Raw genomic sequence first — 18,797 nt, 5'->3', positions numbered from 1 at the left:
GACAGGGCCGCCGCCTGTTTCGTGAGGATGCGGCGGCTAGGGGCAAAGGAGAAGAAAGTTTTTGGAATGAACGATCCATACTAAAACCATCAATGCCTCCGGTAGCAGCAGCCGGGATGACTTCGGGATGGACTCAATCGAACCATGCAACGTCCACTTTTAAACGGGAATGAAATCCTTGCGTTGGCGATCGCGCTGTGCACAGGGCTGGGGGTGGTCACCATGCAGCGTGAAAAACTTCAGGCCCAGGCAGCCAATCAGCCCCAAACTCAACAGTTTTATCGGCGCGAAGAACGCCAGATTAAAACCAGCGTGACGCTCCTCAAGAACTTGCCCAGCTTGGGCTATGACAATCTCGTTGCCAACTGGGCTTTTTTAAATTTTATCCAGTACTTTGGGGATGACTCAGCTCGCGCCGTCACGGGATACCCAGTGTCTCCAGATTTTTTTGAGGTGGTGGTGGAGCGAGACCCGCTCTTTCTAAACATGTATCCTTACCTATCCTCCTCGGTCACTCTTTTTGCCGGGAATCCCACCAAAACCATTGATCTCCTGAGTCAGGGCATCGAGGCCATGCCCCCAGCGCTCCAGGCAGAAGCATACTTTCTCTGGCAGTCTAAAGCAACGGATGAACTGCTCTTTCTCGGAGATCCCCAGGCGGCGCGTCAGTCCTATCTCAATGCAGCCCAATGGGCCAGCCAATCGGAGGATCCCGAATATCAGGCTATTGCAGCGCGATCGCGCGCCACGGCTGAGTTCCTAGCCACCAATCCCGACAGCCGCAATGCTCGCGTGGCAGCCTGGTTTAATATCCTGGCCGGAGCCATTGACGATAAAACTCGAGCGATCGCGGTTCAGCAAATCCAGGACTTAGGAGGCAAAATCATCCAGCACAATGGACAGTTTCGCATCACCTTCCCCGAAAGCTAGGCGCTTGGTTCGGCAAGGCGGAGGGGGACGGGCTTACCCCCTTGGCCGCAAACTGCTGTTTCCAAGGCTGAAGTGCCCTCTGCAGCGCCACAGGTAACCGCGATTCAAACTGCGGATAAACCGGTAGACGGGGTCGAAGTTGAAACCCCCACTGATCCAAGAGCCGCTCCAGCCGACCCAGGTGCGGATGGGGATAGTCCGGATTGACCTGATCAATTGGCCCTAGCCCCCCGAGATCCGTAGCCCCAGCCTGGAGGCAGCGCCTTAGGAGTGCCTCGTCCTGAATTAAATTGGGCGGAATTTGCAGGGCAATCTCCTCCGGGAGCAGGTCCCGGGCCAGCTCCACCACAGACACCAAATCTTGAGCGCAAAATCCAGGGGCTCCCCGGACTTCGCGGCTCCCCGGCTGATAGGGCTGCAAAATCACCTCTTGAATGTGGCCCCATTGCCGCTGCACCTGAGCGATGGTCTGGAGAGTGTCCCGCCAGTCCGCAGGCGTTTCTCCGAGGCCCAGCAGCAGTCCAGTGGTAAAGGGAATTCCCAGTTGCCCTGCTTGCTGGATCTGTGCGAGGCGGAGGTCAGGGCGCTTACTAGGGGCTTGTCGATGCACCGTTTCCATCAAGCGGGGCGTCATCTGCTCCAGCATCAGTCCCATGGAGACATTCACCCGAGCCAGGCGCTCCATCTCCCCCACCGTTAGGGGGCCAACATTACTGTGGGGTAAAAAGCCAAGGGATAGGGCCAGATCACAGAGACGGTAGATGTGATCAACCCAGGAACGGCGTCGGGGACTGCGGGGATGAACCTCACCGCTCAAGATTAAGACTTCGCAAAGGGATCCGGCGGGGAATTGCTGCAGTTGCTGCTGTGCAGCGGTCAAACTCAGCCAGCGAGAGCCACCGGGGTCTTGACGAAAATTGCAGTAAGTACAGCGATTAAAACATTCATAGGTGGGCACCAGCGTGAATGCCGGACTGTAGGTAATCACACCGGGGACGTCTCGCCTGTTTTTAAGGGGCATATGTCAAGATGGAGGGAACCGGGACAAACTCTGCTTTTACCATAGCGCTCCCGGTTCTCCCCATCGCTGTGAACCGCTCAACGTCAGGAGACTCTCACCATGACCGAACGCCCGACTCCCCCAAATTCTGATCCCCTGAACTCGGACCCCGGATCCAGCACCGTGAATGCCGACTACACAACGGTCGAGTCCCAGAGCTCTGCCCGCACTGAGGAATTCACCATCAGCGGCGATACGCTTCTGAGCAAGCTACAGGATCTAATTTCCCAGGGAAATATTCGGCGCATCGTCGTGAAAACCCAAGACCAGAAAGTGCTCTTCGAGCTGCCCCTCACCCTTGGCGCCATCGGTGGCACGGTAGCCGCCGTTCTATTTCCCTTCGTCGCCGTTTTAGCGGGGGTGGGTCTGCTGGCCGCGCGTCTTACAGTTGTCATTGAAAAAACAGAGCCCTAAGGCCCAGAGCATCCACCGTAGCCCAGAGGAGAAATAGCGTACCTTAGAGGGAAAGATAACATCGGGTTGAGTCGCGTCGCCAACGAGATCCACCGGGGGGAAAACAATCCAGATGCAATGCCCATTTTGTCAGCACAGCAATAGCCGAGTGATCGAGTCGCGATCTGCGGAGGGCGGACGCAGCATTCGCCGCCGCCGCGAATGTTTAGACTGTATCCGACGATTTACCACCTATGAGCGCATTGAATTTGTCCCCATCACCGTCATCAAGCGGGACGAACAGCGCGAGTCCTTTGATCGATCGAAACTGCTGCGCGGCATGGTCACCGCCTGCGAAAAAACCGGGATCGATGCGGTGCTGATTGAGGGACTAGTGGATGATATCGAAGCCGAACTGCAGCAGCGGGCCGTGCGCGAGGTCACCAGCACCGAACTGGGAGAAACCGTCCTGGAAAAGCTCAAGCCCCTGAGCGAGGTAGCCTACGTCCGCTTTGCATCAGTGTATCGCCAGTTTCGCGGAATTCGAGATTTTGTCAACACCCTCAACGACCTGCAGGTGCGGCGATTGCAGCAGCAGCCATTGCCTTCCCACCTGGAACCCACACCACCTGCCTAGGAAACTCTCTCCGTCTCCATACCTTGAATCAAGGGGTGAATCAAGAATCAGAGTTTACCCCTTACTGATTTAGGCTATCATTGTAGATCGGTTGCGAAATCGCCACCTTGATCACGTCTGCGTTTGTAAACAGCTTTTTACTTCTTTAGTTCAGGTCAGTACCTAACGATAGAAGGAGGCATTCATTACTACCAAGAGGTAATTTAGGAAACTTTAGTATGGTCAATCAGGAAACACTTACCCCAAATATTGGTTTTACCCACGAGGATTTTGCGGCTTTACTGGATCAATATGACTATCACTTTAACCCCGGTGATATCGTACCTGGAACGGTGTTCAGTATCGAGCCAAAGGGTGCCCTGATTGACATTGGAGCAAAAACTGCCGCCTATATTCCCATTCAGGAGATGTCCATTAACCGCATCGAGGCGCCAGACGAAGTCCTGCAATCCAACGAGACCCGTGAATTTTTCATCTTGGCAGATGAAAATGAAGACGGTCAGCTCACCCTCTCCATTCGTCGCATTGAGTACATGCGCGCTTGGGAACGGGTTCGACAGCTGCAGACTGAAGATGCAACCGTGCGCTCCGACGTTTTTGCCACGAACCGGGGAGGCGCCCTGGTTCGCATTGAGGGTCTACGGGGCTTCATTCCTGGCTCCCATATCAGCACTCGCTCCGCCAAGGAGGATCTCATTGGCGAGCAGCTTCCCCTCAAATTTTTGGAGGTGGATGAAGAGCGCAACCGCCTGGTTCTGAGCCATCGTCGCGCCTTGGTAGAGCGCAAGATGAATCGACTGGAAGTCTGTGAGGTGGTCATCGGAACCGTGCGCGGCATTAAGCCCTACGGCGCCTTTATTGACATTGGCGGGGTCAGTGGCCTCTTGCACATCTCGGAAATTTCTCACGACCACATTGATACGCCCCATAGCGTCTTCAACGTCAACGATGAGGTCAAGGTCATGATCATTGACCTTGATGCAGAGCGCGGTCGCATTTCCCTGTCTACCAAGCAGCTTGAGCCCGAGCCTGGGGACATGGTTAAAAATCCGCAAACCGTCTACGAAAGGGCTGAAGAAATGGCCGAGCGGTACCGTCAGCAGCTAGCGGCCCAAGCCCAGGGGAACGAGGAAGTGGGCGCGGATCTAGCAGATGCCGACATGATGGCAACGGCTGATTAAACTAGTTCGGTGGATCAGCGGGGTATCAGCTGGTTCTTGACAAATTGTGCCTCCTTTCCATCCACTTGCAAGGATGGGGAGGAGGTCTTTTGCTAAGGGCAAAAGGTCGGAGGCGCAAGGCGAAGCCTGCGCTGTTCTCCTTAGCCTCCTCCAGCAAGCGTCATCAACCTCGTCATGAACCGGGAGATGGACTCAGCAATCAAAAGTCGGTAGACCGTCTCAGTGGCCCAGGATCCGAGCAAAAGCGCCACCAGGGCTGTCCCGGTGGCCTGAGGTTCTGTCAGGCGGTTGAGTTGCGTGAGACCGCTGTAGAAAATCAGGGTGCTGAGGGCACAGATCATCAGCACCAAACTCCCTAGTCCCCGTTGTCCAAATACCTGAATCATGGGACTTGCCAGTAAAAATCCCAGACCGATGGGCATCAAGGTCAAACCGCTCAGGTAGATATCTCCACTCCAATTTCCTCCGCGATTCCCAAATAAGATCGATCCCAAGCCACTGACCACCACAAGAACGAGAAATGCCAATCCTCCTAAGAAAAGCGATTGCCAGGGATTTGTGAGTTGTAAAAAAGGCGGCCAAAGGACGTTGAGGCCCACCGAAAATGCCAGAATTGCCAGGGCCCCCATTCCTAAGCCAAGCTGGGTGGCTTGGGGCGAACTCAGGGAGTCGAAGACAGGCTGAAGCATCCCGGTGGGATTGATCAATAGGCCCACCAAGCTCCGCCATCCCTTGAATTCCGGGATGGGAGAGGTTGAGGACTGCTGCCGTAGCCGCTTTAGCTGGGATTCGGCCCGCTCGACCCCCTGCTGATTTCCCATGGACCGGTAGAGTTGGGAAGCCAGGGTTAGATCGGATAGGGCGGCTGGATAAGCCTGGAGATCCGCCTGGGCCAACCCTCGATAAAAGTAGGCAGCAGCGTAGTTCTCATCCAGGTGAATGGCCTTGGAGTAAGACTGAATGGCATGCTCAACAGAATTGAGGCGGTGCCTTGCCCGCCCTTGATAATAGTGAGCCTGGGGAACCTTTGCCTGAAGTTGCAGAATTTGATTACAGTCCTCCAGAACGCCGCGATCGTCTCCCAGCACATAGCGCACTTGGCAGCGCCCCATATAGGCCTCAACAAAGGTGGGTTTTAGTTCAATCGCTTGGGTAAAGCGCTGGTTGGCCAGTTGATACTTGCGCTGGGAGGCCAGCTGAATACCCAGAGAATAAATCCTTTGACAATCTGCCAGGGCCGTGCGGTCCTGGGACGAATCCATTGTCTCCGATCGCCAAGCGGGTGAGGGATTGGAGAAGGTCTGGAGGCGATCGTATAGCTGACGCTCACGGCGATCGCCCAGGACATCGTAGGCTTGTTGGATTAACTTAAACGCGGCTTCAGCCTTGGGATTATGGGGATTGAGGTCCGGATGGTACCGGCGAGCGAGCTGGCGAAACGCTTGCTTAATGGTGCCCTGAGTGGCCGTTCTCGCAACCCCTAAAACTTGGTAGTAATCAGGCGAATCTGTCATTGAGTCTCCAACCGCTAGCAAATTACAGCCATTGAGATTAATCTATCTCACGGGGGCCCTTCTCGGCTCCAGGATCCAGTGGGGTGAAGCCATCATGAGGATCAGATCCTCACCCTCCGACCGATTTCACAACTCCCTAGGAGCCTTCACAACGGGCATGTACAATAGGAGCCTGGACCGCTAATAGGATTCAGATGTCGACCCCCCAGTCCTCCCCTTGCTCCCCAGCCGAGATTGCTTCAGAAGGGCTCACCCCTGAAGAGTATCAAGATATTGTAAAACGACTCGGGCGGCATCCCAATCGAGCCGAATTGGGCATGTTTGGAGTCATGTGGTCCGAGCACTGCTGCTACAAAAACTCCCGTCCCCTTTTAACGCAGTTTCCGACCCAAGGCCCGCACATTCTGGTGGGTCCAGGAGAAAACGCAGGCATTGTTGATCTCGGAGAAGGGCTGCACCTGGCCTTCAAGGTGGAGTCTCACAATCATCCTTCAGCCGTCGAGCCCTTTCAGGGGGCCGCCACCGGTGTCGGCGGAATTTTACGCGACATTTTTACCATGGGTGCCCGTCCCATTGGGCTGCTCAACTCTTTGAGGTTTGGAGATCTCAACGATCCCAAAACGCGGCGACTGGTCCATGGAGTGGTTGCAGGCATTAGTCACTACGGCAACTGCGTCGGCGTTCCCACCGTTGGCGGAGAGGTCTATTTTGACCCCGCCTATGCGGGAAATCCATTAGTCAACGCCATGGCCCTCGGTCTGATGGAAACCGACGAGATTGTGAAAGCCGGAGCGGCGGGTGTTGGAAACCCTGTGCTCTACGTTGGATCCACCACAGGACGCGACGGGATGGGCGGAGCCAGCTTTGCTAGCGCGGAACTCAGCGATCGCTCCGAAGCCGATCGCCCCGCGGTGCAGGTGGGCGATCCCTTTTTAGAAAAATCCCTGATTGAGGCCTGTCTGGAGGCCTTTAAAACCGGATATGTAGTGGCAGCTCAGGACATGGGCGCTGCCGGACTGACCTGCTCGACAGCAGAAATGGCCGCTAAGGGCGGATTGGGCATTGATCTCGATCTCGATCGAATTCCCAATCGGGAAGCAGGCATGACGCCCTACGAATATCTGCTCTCAGAATCTCAGGAGCGCATGCTGTTCGTCGCCCAGCAGGGCAAAGCCCCCGAGCTGATGGAAATTTTTCATCGTTGGGGGCTCCAAGCCGTGGTAGCTGGAGAGGTCATCGCCGATCCCATTGTGAGAATCCGGTTTCAAGGCAATGTTGCTGCCGAGATCCCCGCTACAGCCCTTTCGGAGAATACGCCCCTCTACCATCGCGAACTCCTTTCTACTCCACCCGACTATATCCAGGCCGCCCGACAATGGACTCCCGATCAACTGCCACCCTCCCGTCCAGAAGGGCTTCAGGGCCCCAGCGGAGTGAGACCCTGGTCGGACATTTTACTGGCACTGTTGCAGGTTCCCTCCATTGCCTCTAAGCAGTGGATCTATCGCCAATATGACTATCAGGTTCAAAACAATACCGTGCTAGGTCCAGGAGGAGGAGATGCAGCCATCTTGCGTCTGCGGCCCCTAGAGCCGCCAAGCGCAGTGGCCCGGTCGCGTCGAGGCGTGGCGGCAACCCTGGACTGTAATGCGCGCTATGTGTACCTCGATCCCGTGGAAGGGGCAAAGGCCACGGTGGCTGAAGCCGCCAGAAATTTAAGCTGCGTTGGCGCAGACCCCCTGGCCGTGACCGATAATTTAAATTTTGGCAGTCCAGAAAACTCGGTGGGCTATTGGCAACTCTCGGAGGCCTGCCGCGGCTTGGCCGAAGGCTGCCGCCAGATGAATACCCCCGTGACCGGGGGGAATGTTTCCCTGTACAACGAAACCCTGGATAGCCAGGGCCAGCCCACCGCCATCTATCCCACACCGGTGGTGGGCATGGTGGGGTTGATACCGGATTTAGAACGAATTTGCGGACAGGGTTGGCAAACCGTGGGGGATCTCATTTATCTACTGGGGCAACCCAGCCACTGCACCGACGAGCGTTCGGTGGCCCTGGGAGCCTCGGAATATTTGGCCACCATCCACAGCACCGTGGCTGGACGCCCGGCCCAGGTTGATTTTGATTTAGAGCGACAGGTTCAACAGACCTGTCGCGAAGGCATCAGACGGGGGTGGATCCGGTCCGCCCATGACAGTGCAGAAGGTGGATTAGCCGTGGCCCTGGCAGAGTCATGCATCGCGGGCCAACGGGGTGCCCAAATTCAACTGTCGTCGCCAAGGGCGACCTCCTGGCGCTGGGATCGAGCCCTGTTTGGTGAAGGCGGAGCCAGAATTGTGGTCTCTGTGGCCCCTGAGCATCAAGCGCAATGGGAGGCCGATCTTACGAATCATCTGTCCGGCCAATGGCAGAGGCTGGGAACGGTCTGTCCACCGGAGACGGGATTAGAGATCCAGACGGACGATAACCTCAGCTTAATCAAGGTTAAGATTGATACGATGACCCAACGCTGGTCCCAGGCCATTGAACAAAAACTGCTTAGGGACTCCTAGGGCTGCTGCACCGCTGGGTTCCGCTCCATCCAGATGTTTCTACAAAAACTATGACCAGACTCCATTCTGCTCTGTCCAATCATCGTTTTGAAGGAGCGGCGGTCGCTCCAGGAAATCAGGGTCAGCCAGAGCTGGCCGATCATCCTGAGGAGGCCTGCGGGGTCTTTGGCATTTTTGGCACGGAGGTGGAGGCGGCCAAGCTCACCTACTTTGGGTTGTTTGCCCTGCAACATCGAGGTCAGGAGTCTGCGGGCATTGCCTCCTTTCAAGAGGGCACCTTTTTTGGGCACAAGGGCATGGGACTGGTTTCCCAGGTGTTCGACGAAGACATTTTGCAGCATCTGCCCGGATCCATCGCCGTTGGACATACCCGATATTCCACCACTGGCACCAGTCGAGTGTCCAACGCGCAGCCCGTTATTGTTGAAACGGCGCGGGGCAAGCTTGCCCTAGCCCACAATGGCAACCTGGTCAACACGCTGCAGCTGCGGGACCATCTGGTCCAAGAAGGGCTGAACTTAGAAACCACCACGGATTCAGAGCTCATCGCTCACCGAATTGCCCAGGAGGTGAATCAGGATAAAAGCTGGCCCGAGGCGGCGATCGCTGCCTGTCAAGATTGTCAAGGGGCCTTTAGCTTAGTGTTGGGTACCGCCCAGGGCCTGATGGGTATCCGCGATCCCCATGGCATCCGTCCCTTAGTGATTGGGACGCTGCCCTCGAAGGGCCAGCAGGGGGAGCAGCAGTACGCGCTATCCTCGGAAACCTGCGGCTTAGATATTATCGGAGCCACCTATCTGCGCGACGTCCTGCCGGGGGAACTGGTTTGGATTGATCAGCAGGGAATTCAGTCGCAGTTGTGGGCTGCCGCAGCGAATCCTAAGCTTTGTATCTTTGAAATGATTTACTTTGCTCGGCCCGATAGCCATATGCACGAGGAAAGCCTTTATAGCTATCGTCTGCGGCTCGGGAAATACCTGGCCCAAGAATCCCAGGTGGAGGCTGATCTGGTGATCGCAGTCCCGGATTCTGGCGTTCCGGCAGCCATTGGATTTTCCCAGGCCTCAGGCATTCCCTATGCCGAAGGACTCATTAAAAATCGCTACGTGGGCCGGACCTTCATCCAACCGACGCAAACCATGCGAGAACAGGGCATTCGGATGAAGCTTAATCCACTGCCCGATGTGCTCAGCGGCAAACGAGTCATCCTCATTGATGACTCCATTGTGCGCGGCACCACCAGCCGTAAAATTGTCAAGGCGCTGCGGGAGGCCGGAGCCACTGAGGTTCATATGCGCATCTCTTCTCCCCCGGTCAATCACCCCTGCTTTTATGGCATTGACACCGACAGCCAAGATCATCTGATTGCCGCCACAAAAAGTGTGGAAGAAATTGCCCGCCAAATTGATGTCGACACTCTCTACTATTTAAGCTGGGAGGGGATGCTAGCCGCCACGGGAGAGAACCCTGATCATTTCTGCTCTGCCTGCTTTACCGGGGACTACCCCATTGCAATTCCAGAGCCTTTGAAGCGATCAAAGCTGATGCTAGAGTCGACGGTTTAAGGGGAGATGGCACCTCAAACTCAGTTAGGGGCTAATTTCAACGTTGCCTCCTACATTGAACACACCTGTCTTGATCCCTTTGCCAGTCAAGCGGACATTGAACAACTCTGCGGAGCTGCCGACCGCTATGGGTTCCCGGCGGTTTGTCTGGCTCCCTGCCATGTGACCCAGGCAGTGGAACTTTTGCACCCGTCCGAGGTTCAAGTGTGCACAGTTGTGGGCTTTCCCTCTGGCTTTAGCACCCCAGCTTGCAAGCTCTACGAAGCCCAAGAAGCCGTGGACCTGGGCGCTGGCGGTCTAGATTTAGTGATTAACCTCGGGTTGCTGCGAGATCAGCGCCTGGATGAGTTACATCGAGAAGTGGCGCAAATTTGCGAGGCGACCCAGGTTCCCGTGAAGGCGATTCTGGAGATGGCTCGTTTATCACCGACGCAAAAACGTCTCGCGGCAGAGGTATGCATGGATGCGGGGGTGGCCTTTCTCAAAACCAGTACCGGATGGTTTGGAGGAGCCACCGTAGCCGATGTGGAAATCCTGCACCAGGTAGGGCGCGACCGGGTCGGCATTAAGGCCGCGGGCGGCATCCAAACCTATGATCAAGCCCTCGCGCTGATCCAGGCTGGGGCAACCCGTCTTGGCACCTCGCGCGGGGTAGAAATTGTCCAAGGACAGGACGAGCAGCGGTGAGTTTAACCTATAGCACCCCAGGCATTGTGTTGAAGTCGACGGCCATGGGGGAGGCCGACCGGCTCTTAAGTATTCTGTCTCCTGAGCGTGGACTGATTCGGGCTGTTGCCCCGGGAACCCGCAAGCCAAAATCCAAATTAGGAGGCCGCACCAGCTTGTTTGTGGTAAGTCAGCTGTTCTTGGTCCGGGGCCGGTCTCTGGACAAAATACTCCAGGCAGACCTTCAAACCTCCTATCCAGGGCTGAGCCGCAGCCTAGCTAAACTAACGGTGGGACAGTATTGGGCGGAGCTGGTTCTGCGGCAAGCCCTCAGTGAGCAGCCGCAGCCCGAACTTTATCGCCAAATGCTCTATCTTTTGGGCGAACTAGAAACCACAGAAGCGGTCTTAAGTCTTTTGCTCTTGGGGATTATGACCCTGCTCACCCTGGCCGGACTGAACCCCCAAGTTGCCCATTGCTGTTTGACCCAGCAGCCCATTGATGCCCACCACCTGAACAGTGCGGCGGGCGCCTTCTTTAGCCCTGCAGCCGGCGGGGTAGTGCTGGGGAAAGCCCTAGAGCATTTCCACTCTCCCCCGCGCCCAACTCGCGTTTCCGAGGGTCCAAAATCTGATTACACTAGTAAAGGTGATCCTCGCCTTCGAAAGCAGCAACCGGACTTAATCCGGCTTTCGCTCCCACACTGGTTAATCTTAAAGAGCCTTGGGGAAGGGGATATTCAGCAGCTGACCTCGCCCCATGGCGATCCTCTGTTCTCCCCGCAAAATCTGTTGAAGGTTGAACAAATTCTACGGAGCTTTATTCAGCACTACTTTGATCGACCGATACAATCGGCAGTGTTGATTGATCATCTGTTTTCCGTGTCCGCCTCTTCCCTCCCCTGAATCATGAGTTCTCCCCCGGATGATTCCCCAAGCTTTTCTGCCTCTGTTTCCCAATCCACCAATGGGAAAGGTGAGCATCATCCCGTTTCCCTGCTGCACAAATCAACGGCCTCGGTTGTGGACCTAAACACGGATTCCCCTGCGACAAACCCCGCTTCTCCCAAGGCAAAGGCTGACAGGACAGAGGCCGACAGAGAGGCCGACAGAGAGGCCAACAGAGAGGCCGACAGAGAGGCCGACAGAGAGGCCAACAGAGAGGCCGACAGAGAGGCCGACGAGGGGCTGTTTCCGGTGCTGGGCAATCACAGTTTTTTAACCCTGTGGGGGTCGCAAATTCTTTCCCAGGTTGCGGATAAGGTCTATCTGGTCTTTATGATTGCCTTGATTGCAGATCATTACCAAAGCCAGGGGCAGTCCGTCAGCGGGTGGGTTTCTTCGATCATGATTGCCTTTACGGTGCCGGCAGTGGTGTTTGGGTCAATCGCTGGAGTGATGGTGGACTGGTGGCCCAAGAAGAGAACCCTGGTCCTCACCAATCTTCTGCGCGGCGGACTGGTCTTTCTGCTCCCTGTGGGGCTGGGATTGGCGGACAACCTTAGGGACTGGTGGGGAATACCGGTGGGCTTCTGGATTTTACTGGGCATGACCTTTCTCGTTTCCACCTTGACCCAGTTTTTCGCCCCGGCAGAACAGGCGGCCATTCCGCTGATTGTGGAACAAGAGCAGCTGCTCAGCGCCAATTCGTTCTATACGCTAACCATGATGGCTGCGGTTATTTTGGGCTTTGCTGCGGGCGATCCCTTGCTCAGTACCATGGCTCATCTGGTAACCCGATGGGGAGGCAATCCCGATCTGGGGCGAGAAATCCTCGTTGGGGGCAGCTACACCCTGGCTGGCTTCATCGTGAGTTCTGTCACTGTGCAGGAACGCTTGGTGGCTCGAACCCAGTCCTTTGCAGGGGTTTGGGAGGATATCAAGGCGGGGCTGGACTATCTTGGGAAACATCCCCAGGTGCGATCTGCAATTATTCAGCTGGTGATGCTGTTTTCCATCCTGGCGGCTTTAGCGGTCCTGGTGGTGCGCGTTGCAGAAATTCTGCCGGAACTTAAAACCTCTCAGTTTGGTATTTTACTGGCTGCCGGCGGCGTGGGCATGGCGCTGGGACTGATCTTTTTGAGCATTGCGGGCGATCGCTATCCCCGTAAAATTCTCAGCCTCTCCGGATCAATTGTGTTGGCCATCGCTTTAGCTGGGCTAGCCTTTTCCACCCGGTCCCTCTCCCTCACCCTGATATTGCTCATTGGCTTGGGGTCAGGAGCGGCCTTAGTGGGAGTTCCCATGCAAACCATCATCCAGGAAAAAACGCCCGAATACATGCGCGGCAAGATTTTCGGCCTTCAGAATAACCTGGTCAATATTGCCCTGAGCCTGCCCCTAGCCCTGGCTGGCCTGGCAGAAACCTGGTTTGGTCTTGAGTCAGTCTTCCTGGGATTAACGGGACTCGCTGTGACATCCGGGTTCATAAACTGGTATATTTCCCGTACGCAAGCAAGTTCCTAGCCCAAATTCTCGGTTAGGTCAGGGCATGGAGTCTGCTCCTACTTACTCGTTTCGGATTGTCTGAATGCACATTGCTTGGATTGGGAAAAAGTCACCTCCCTGTGGGAATGTGACCTACAGTCGTGAGATTACGAATGCGCTCAGGGACCGGGGCTATCGGGTCAGTTTTCTGCACTTTGCCCAGGAAGAGAGTGAAGGCGACCCCAAGCCAAACCGACTAACCTACCACAAAGACGTGCAGGAGGTTTCCCTGCCGTTTCTCTACAAGTCGCAGGTTTATACCATTCCGGCTCCACGCTCTAGCAAACTGCTCGTTCAAGCCCTCCAAGATCTCAACCCGGACTTAGTCCATGCGTCTTTGACCCTGTCTCCCCTGGATTTTTCCCTGCCGGAAATTTGTGAAGAGCTTCACATTCCTCTGGTCGCCACTTTTCACCCGCCCTTTAGTCACAAGCACCGCAACTTATCGGCAGGGACCCAGCAGTTCATGTACCAACTGTATGCGCCCTCTTTGGCCAACTACGATGCGGTCATTATCTTTTCCCAGGCCCAACGGGATCTGCTGATGCGCCTGGGAGTCTCCGGCGATCGCATTGTGGTCATTCCCAATGGGGTCGACACCCAGAAATACTCTCCCCATCCAGTGTCTAATTTTCGCCGCGAAACGGGGGCCGAACAGTTATTTATCTACCAAGGCCGCATTGCGCTGGAAAAAAACGTGGAGTCCTTACTCAGGGCGTGGAAACAGACCGCTCTTCCCCCCAGCTGTAAGCTCATCCTGGTGGGGGAAGGCCCGCTGATGAATGTACTGATGCCAAACTATGGCCCGGAACATAATATTCTCTGGCTCGGGGCCATCATGGACGACCAGCAGCGGATCGACATTTTGCGCGGATCAGATGTGTTCATCCTGCCATCCTTCGTAGAGGGTCTTTCCTTGTCTCTTCTGGAGGCGATGAGTTGCGGTGTAGCCTGCATGGCAACCGATGCCGGAGCTGACGGCGAGGTTCTAGAACAGGGGGCTGGGATTGTCCTCAATCCCAGTCGGGTCAAAAGCGAACTCACCACACTGATTCCCCTGCTGGCTAACCAACCAGAACTGGTCCAGATCCTAGGGCGCAAAGCCCGACAGCGGGTTTTAGATCGCTATTCCCTGCTCGAAAACTTGAACCGACTTGAGCAGCTTTACGGAAAAATTTTTGCCAAAACACCCATTTCACAGCTCTGAGGGTCTGACTGGATCTCCAGCGCTGAGAGTCCCATCCCTCCCATTCCCTCCCTTCCATCCCAGCCCAGGGAGCCAGGCTTAACGATATACCGGCAGCGTAAAGTTGAAGCAGCTGCCTTCCTTGGTGGAGGAATCCACCCAAATCTGACCATAGTGGGCGCGAATAATGCGGCGACAGAGGGCCAGACCAATTCCGTACCCCTCCTTATTCACGTCTCGCTCCAGTCTGACGCTATCTTCAAAAATGGTGGCCTGCTTTTCCAAGGGAATACCCGGTCCATTATCACAGATAGAAACCTGCACCTTTTGGGTGGTTCGATGGAGCACCGTCACGGTAATTTGTCCCTTGAAGGGCGTATATTTAACAGCATTATCCAGCAAGTTCATAAAAACCTGGCGAATTTGGTCCGCATCCGCATGTACGTCCGGAATATCTGCGGGAATATCCGTAGCAAGATCGAGACTTTTTTGGCGCAAACTGGCGGCAACATCTTCCAAAATCTCCAGACACAGATCGCGCAGATTCAGGCGTTTAGGCTGAATTTGCAGCGAATCTAAACGACCCCGCGAAGCTTCCAGCAAATTGGTGATCATGCGATCAATATTTTGAATTTGGATCTGGGCTTGATGCAGCAAACGCGATAGCGTAGCTGGCTGCAAACGATGCTTCGCCTTAGTTTCTGACCATTGAGTCTCCAAAGTTTCAATGGCAATGGCAGCCGCTGTTAAGGGATTTCGAAGATCGTGGGCCAGGACTGTAATCATCCGATCTTTGAAGCTGAGCTGATCTTTTAAGGCTTCATTCTCCTGGCGAAGGCGAAACATTTCATCTGCCAGTTGCATCAGCTGAACCGATTGGGCAAAGGAGTCGGACACAAAATCCTCATCAAGGGTTCTTCCTGCACCATCACGGAGGATGAGAGACTCTTGCCACTTCGGCCAGCAATCTTCAAGCTGCCGAATCAGGCTGGAACCAGCCAAGATGTGACGCGGGGGCGGATAGGTTTTAACCAGGGCCGGGGTGGCAATTAATTTAAAGTGTTCAGCCAGGTAGGGGCGATCGTGGACGTCAACAATCTCAAGGTGAAAGTCTTCCTGAGCCTGGAGCTGATTGAGATATTCAATCACTTCCCCGGTTCGCTCTAAGGCCAGGGTACGCTGGTCAACAAAGAGAAGGAGTTGCAGCCCTGGTGCGGAATGAGGCTCAGAATTAGAGAAAGGAGGGGAAGATTCTGTCATGGTCCCTAGGGCGGATGCATTGCCAACGCAGCGCTCACCAGTTTTAAGCATAGTATCGCAGAGCGAAACTCGTAAAGAAAAAGTTCTTCCATGAACCTATCCCGTTTTTCAGCACCAATCAGCCTCAATCCCCCGCGGAAAGAGATTAACACCCAAAAGGTCTGAGGGCTGGGCCATCAGCTTCATAAAGTTTGGCAAGAGCAAACTTCGCGCCTTCCTTTACACCCTCAACTGTTCCTTCCTCCCGGAAGGGGGCATGAGGGGACCACTAAGTCAATTTGAGTGGACAATCGTTCGTCCAATCGAGTAGTGTAACTGGGAGATTTCTCAATCACTTGAGTGTTAGCTTGGACTATCAGCCCCGCTATAAAACTCTTTGGCTCAATAGCTGTTTCAGGGAGGTGGATCGTGTCAATAGGCTGCAAAGCTTTCAGGGCTTAGGATTGGAATGATTCGCGCCTCCAAGGCTATAAGCCTTTTCCTACAATGGGTCCAAGCATTTCGAGTGACACACCTCCCAGCAATCCCGATAGAGCCAACTCTTTTTATAGTTCGCAACCAAGCGTTCACTGTAACAATCAACACAATGCATAATTTAAAACGAGGTTGCCCCCCTCATGCCCCTAGATCTCCTCATGCTTTAGGAAGACAGTACTGAATGCTGCGTTCGTAATTTTTTTTACGCGAAAGTCAAAAATTAAGCTACTATCCATAAAAATTCAATTTTCCCAAAACTGTCCTACCTTATTGGTAGCCCTTCTGTTGCTTCTCAATAACCTGCTTATGCCGATGGACGCTACTTTTGATCATTTTGGTCCGTTTAGCTGTATTCTGCATGGACTCTTTTCCATGCCCCCAAAGGGCTGTAAACACTTGCTGACAGCATTGTGCTATTTTCATCTTGAGTGCTCTTGCTGTTGTTGACAGCCCCAGGACAATTTTGGCGGGGCATGCTGTCTCAAAGTCCAATTTTCTCAAAACTGTCCTGGCCTAAATTGGCAGCGCTTTGGCTGAACTCTGTTTAAAGTTGTCTATAGACCTGAGATCCCTGCATTTTCCAGTTTTTGTATCCAAGAGCGAGCAGACGTGAGCAAATCCATCGAAACTCTCCAAGAGAAGTCCAAAGAAGCCAAAAAATATCACGAGATCCAAAGTTGGCTGGTTGCTCACCTAGCACATTCTCTGGATCTTGATCCTGATATGGTGAACATTCACCAAGATTTTACCGACTACGGGCTGAGTTCTGTGGAAATGGTCAATATCTCAGGAGACCTAGAAGAATATTTAAACTGTCGGTTGGATCCCATGCTTGTGCTTGAGCGTCCCAACATTCACGCTTTGTCAGACTATCTCGCCAATAGCACTAGTGCTAAGGTCAGCGATCGCGCTAGCTTTCATCCTGAGGCACAGCAGCTGTTAGCTGAATTAGACACAATGAGTGACGAAGAAGTGGATCAGCTGCTCAATACGATGTTATCTGCACAGGAGCTAACTGAGGAAAAATTCGCAGTTAATCGATCACTAGGACACGCTGATGAGTAATTTCCCAAAGGCTTCATCCCAACTCTCTGCAGATGCGAAACGCAAGCTCCTAGCGGACCTGCTGGCCAAAAAAGTCAGGGCTGAAGCTCAGGAAATTCCGTCGGAATATTACCGGTTCGAAGATTACCCCGAATATCAGCAACTGAGGGAACAACGGGCTCAGATTCATAGTTTAGGTTTAACCCCCCCCTACTTCAGTTCACACGAAGGGATTGCTGCAGATGTCACCCATATTGACGGTAAACCTCACATCAATTACTCGGCCTATAACTACCTAGGTCTATCGGGCCATCCTGCCGTGTCAGAGGCTGCAAAGCAGGCGATCGATGAGTATGGAACGTCTGTGTCAGCCAGTCGCCCGGCATCAGGACAGAAGCAATTGCATTTGGACTTAGAGCGAGAAATTGCAGATTTTCTAGGGGTCGAGGACTGCCTAACTTACGTCGCAGGGCACCTTACCAATGTCAGCACCATTGGTCATTTGTTCTCGCGTGACGACATCATTTTCTACGACACCTTAAGCCATAACAGCATTTATCAGGGATGTTTACTGTCAGGGGCAAAAGTGATTCCGTTTCCCCACAATGACGCAGACGCCTTAGAGAAGTTGCTCGTCAGCCAGCGCTACAAATACCGTCGGGCGCTCATTACAATCGAAGGAGTCTACAGCGCTGACGGTGATATTCCCCATCTCCCAGACTTTATTGCCCTAAAACAAGAACATAAGACGTTTTTGATGGTTGATGAGGCGCATTCCATCGGTGTTTTGGGAGAAAAAGGCTCAGGAATCGGGGAGCATTTTGGGATTAACCCCACTGATGTTGACCTCTGGATGGGAACCTTGAGTAAGTCCTTTGCGAGTTGTGGCGGCTACATTGCAGGGGGACAAGCGGTGGTGGACTATCTCAAGTACACCTCGCCAGGATTTATTTTCAGTATTGGGATGTCCCCGCCCAATACCGCTGCGGCATTAGCGGCACTGCGGGTACTCAAAGCAGAGCCTGAACGGGTCAAAAAAGTGCAGCATAATGCCAATCTATTCGTATCCTTGGCTCAAGCACGAGGGCTCGATACAGGCCAGAGCCAGCACTCGCCAATCGTTCCGATTATGGTAAAAAATACGGTAAAGGCCATTGAGCTGAGCCAGAAAATGATGCAGCGAGGGATTAATGTCCAACCCATGACGTTCCCGGTGGTGCCTCATAATGCGGCTCGGTTACGGTTCTTCATCAGTTCTACCCACTCAGAAGCGCAGATTCGAGAAACGGTTGACGCCTTAACTGAAGAAGTAGCTAAGCTAATGTTATAGTCGTTGCTTGGATTAATGGGATAGGCGGCTGCCAATGCCCGTACAGCATGTTGTTCCGGATTGGATTGGTGGGTCTCGCGATAAACATGGCGGTAGCCATCCAACAATTCCCAGAATGCAAGCGCACCCAGAAGGGCTCTCATTCGCTGCCCTTTGCAAGAAGGTATTCAAGCACTTCCTGGGCGAATCCCGCCAAAATAGTGGGAGCCATAGAATCAATCACATACCGCTCTGTCAATGCTGTGATGCAAATTGGGAGGGGATGAATCCACAGGCAAAACTGGAACAGGGAACTGATGCGATCCGCCGGTTGGCTGAGCAGTAGGCAATCCGAACCGAATCCTGTCTTGAACAGTAGCAGCAGCGATTCGATCTCAGCGGCCTTAGGGAACCAGAGCATTTCGCAGACCCTGTGCGGCAATCCTTCAGTCTGGATCTGAAGAATCTGGTTGTGCATCTGGATCCCACCGATCGGTTGCCCAAGCAACCCGCGGGTTTCACTAACTGACCGGT

16 protein-coding genes are annotated in these 18,797 nt (G+C 54.1%); 12 read left to right on the top strand and 4 right to left on the bottom strand.

Translation table 11 applies throughout. The features are described 5' to 3' along the window. Nucleotides 1–144 precede the first annotated feature (144 nt). A complete protein-coding gene (locus QQ91_RS19425; protein ID WP_166277594.1) occupies nucleotides 145–930 on the top strand; it encodes a hypothetical protein in 786 nt (261 codons plus the stop codon). On the opposite strand, the gene cofG is transcribed toward QQ91_RS19425, so the two are convergent. After that, nucleotides 911–1,951, bottom strand: a complete 1,041-nt coding sequence (cofG, locus tag QQ91_RS19420) for a 7,8-didemethyl-8-hydroxy-5-deazariboflavin synthase subunit CofG (RefSeq protein WP_166277591.1) — start codon at nucleotides 1,949–1,951, stop codon at nucleotides 911–913. The two genes, QQ91_RS19425 and cofG, sit on opposite strands and share 20 nt — an antisense overlap. A 99-nt stretch (nucleotides 1,952–2,050) precedes the next feature. Here cofG and QQ91_RS19415 point away from each other — a divergent pair, with 99 nt between their 5' ends. The 3 genes from QQ91_RS19415 (at nucleotide 2,051) to QQ91_RS19405 (ending at nucleotide 4,201) form a co-directional block, all read left to right on the top strand. After that, on the top strand, nucleotides 2,051–2,404 hold the full coding sequence (locus tag QQ91_RS19415; protein ID WP_166277588.1) for a DUF4342 domain-containing protein: 354 nt from the start codon (nucleotides 2,051–2,053) through the stop codon (nucleotides 2,402–2,404). A 112-nt stretch (nucleotides 2,405–2,516) separates the two neighbouring features. Next, nucleotides 2,517–3,020, top strand: coding sequence for a transcriptional regulator NrdR (nrdR, locus tag QQ91_RS19410; protein ID WP_166277585.1), 504 nt, complete (start codon nucleotides 2,517–2,519; stop codon nucleotides 3,018–3,020). A 218-nt stretch (nucleotides 3,021–3,238) separates the two neighbouring features. Then, nucleotides 3,239–4,201, top strand: coding sequence for a 30S ribosomal protein S1 (locus tag QQ91_RS19405; RefSeq protein WP_166277583.1), 963 nt, complete (start codon nucleotides 3,239–3,241; stop codon nucleotides 4,199–4,201). Nucleotides 4,202–4,341: 140 nt separating this feature from the next. Here QQ91_RS19405 and QQ91_RS19400 read toward each other — a convergent pair whose 3' ends face one another. Further along, nucleotides 4,342–5,715 carry a J domain-containing protein gene (locus tag QQ91_RS19400; protein WP_166277581.1) on the bottom strand — a complete coding sequence of 458 codons (1,374 nt, stop codon included), beginning with the start codon at nucleotides 5,713–5,715 and terminating at the stop codon, nucleotides 4,342–4,344. Between the two features lie 194 nt (nucleotides 5,716–5,909). Between QQ91_RS19400 and purL the strand changes: the two genes are divergently transcribed. From purL to QQ91_RS19370, 6 genes are all read left to right on the top strand, one after another. After that, complete coding sequence (gene purL, locus QQ91_RS19395) at nucleotides 5,910–8,270, top strand: phosphoribosylformylglycinamidine synthase subunit PurL (protein WP_166277579.1); 2,361 nt, start codon at nucleotides 5,910–5,912, stop codon at nucleotides 8,268–8,270. Between the two features lie 50 nt (nucleotides 8,271–8,320). Beyond that, complete coding sequence (gene purF / locus QQ91_RS19390) at nucleotides 8,321–9,835, top strand: amidophosphoribosyltransferase (RefSeq protein WP_166277577.1); 1,515 nt, start codon at nucleotides 8,321–8,323, stop codon at nucleotides 9,833–9,835. Nucleotides 9,836–9,841: 6 nt separating this feature from the next. Further along, a complete protein-coding gene (gene deoC / locus QQ91_RS19385; protein WP_166277575.1) occupies nucleotides 9,842–10,522 on the top strand; it encodes a deoxyribose-phosphate aldolase in 681 nt (226 codons plus the stop codon). Further along, nucleotides 10,519–11,406, top strand: a complete 888-nt coding sequence (gene recO / locus QQ91_RS19380; protein WP_166277573.1) for a DNA repair protein RecO — start codon at nucleotides 10,519–10,521, stop codon at nucleotides 11,404–11,406. The genes deoC and recO overlap by 4 nt, the downstream gene beginning before the upstream one ends. A 3-nt stretch (nucleotides 11,407–11,409) precedes the next feature. Next, nucleotides 11,410–12,966, top strand: a complete 1,557-nt coding sequence (locus QQ91_RS19375; protein ID WP_166277571.1) for an MFS transporter — start codon at nucleotides 11,410–11,412, stop codon at nucleotides 12,964–12,966. 64 nt (nucleotides 12,967–13,030) lie between these two features. After that, nucleotides 13,031–14,194 carry a glycosyltransferase family 4 protein gene (locus QQ91_RS19370; RefSeq protein ID WP_166277568.1) on the top strand — a complete coding sequence of 388 codons (1,164 nt, stop codon included), beginning with the start codon at nucleotides 13,031–13,033 and terminating at the stop codon, nucleotides 14,192–14,194. Between the two features lie 78 nt (nucleotides 14,195–14,272). Here QQ91_RS19370 and QQ91_RS19365 read toward each other — a convergent pair whose 3' ends face one another. Next, nucleotides 14,273–15,433 carry a histidine kinase gene (locus QQ91_RS19365; protein ID WP_166277566.1) on the bottom strand — a complete coding sequence of 387 codons (1,161 nt, stop codon included), beginning with the start codon at nucleotides 15,431–15,433 and terminating at the stop codon, nucleotides 14,273–14,275. 1,086 nt (nucleotides 15,434–16,519) lie between these two features. Here QQ91_RS19365 and QQ91_RS19360 point away from each other — a divergent pair. Next, on the top strand, nucleotides 16,520–16,975 hold the full coding sequence (locus QQ91_RS19360; protein WP_201277205.1) for an acyl carrier protein: 456 nt from the start codon (nucleotides 16,520–16,522) through the stop codon (nucleotides 16,973–16,975). Next, nucleotides 16,968–18,284 (top strand): aminotransferase class I/II-fold pyridoxal phosphate-dependent enzyme, encoded by a 1,317-nt coding sequence (locus tag QQ91_RS19355; RefSeq protein ID WP_166277564.1) that lies wholly within the window; start codon nucleotides 16,968–16,970, stop codon nucleotides 18,282–18,284. The genes QQ91_RS19360 and QQ91_RS19355 overlap by 8 nt, the downstream gene beginning before the upstream one ends. A gap of 139 nt (nucleotides 18,285–18,423) precedes the next feature. On the opposite strand, the gene QQ91_RS19350 is transcribed toward QQ91_RS19355, so the two are convergent. Further along, a complete protein-coding gene (locus QQ91_RS19350; protein WP_166277562.1) occupies nucleotides 18,424–18,741 on the bottom strand; it encodes a hypothetical protein in 318 nt (105 codons plus the stop codon). Between the last annotated feature and the right edge of the window lie 56 nt (nucleotides 18,742–18,797).

It is taken from the genome of Lyngbya confervoides BDU141951 (assembly GCF_000817775.3).
Taxonomy (GTDB): Bacteria; Cyanobacteriota; Cyanobacteriia; order Thermosynechococcales; family Thermosynechococcaceae; genus Lyngbya; species Lyngbya confervoides.
This window is presented reverse-complemented; position numbering and strand designations above follow the sequence as displayed.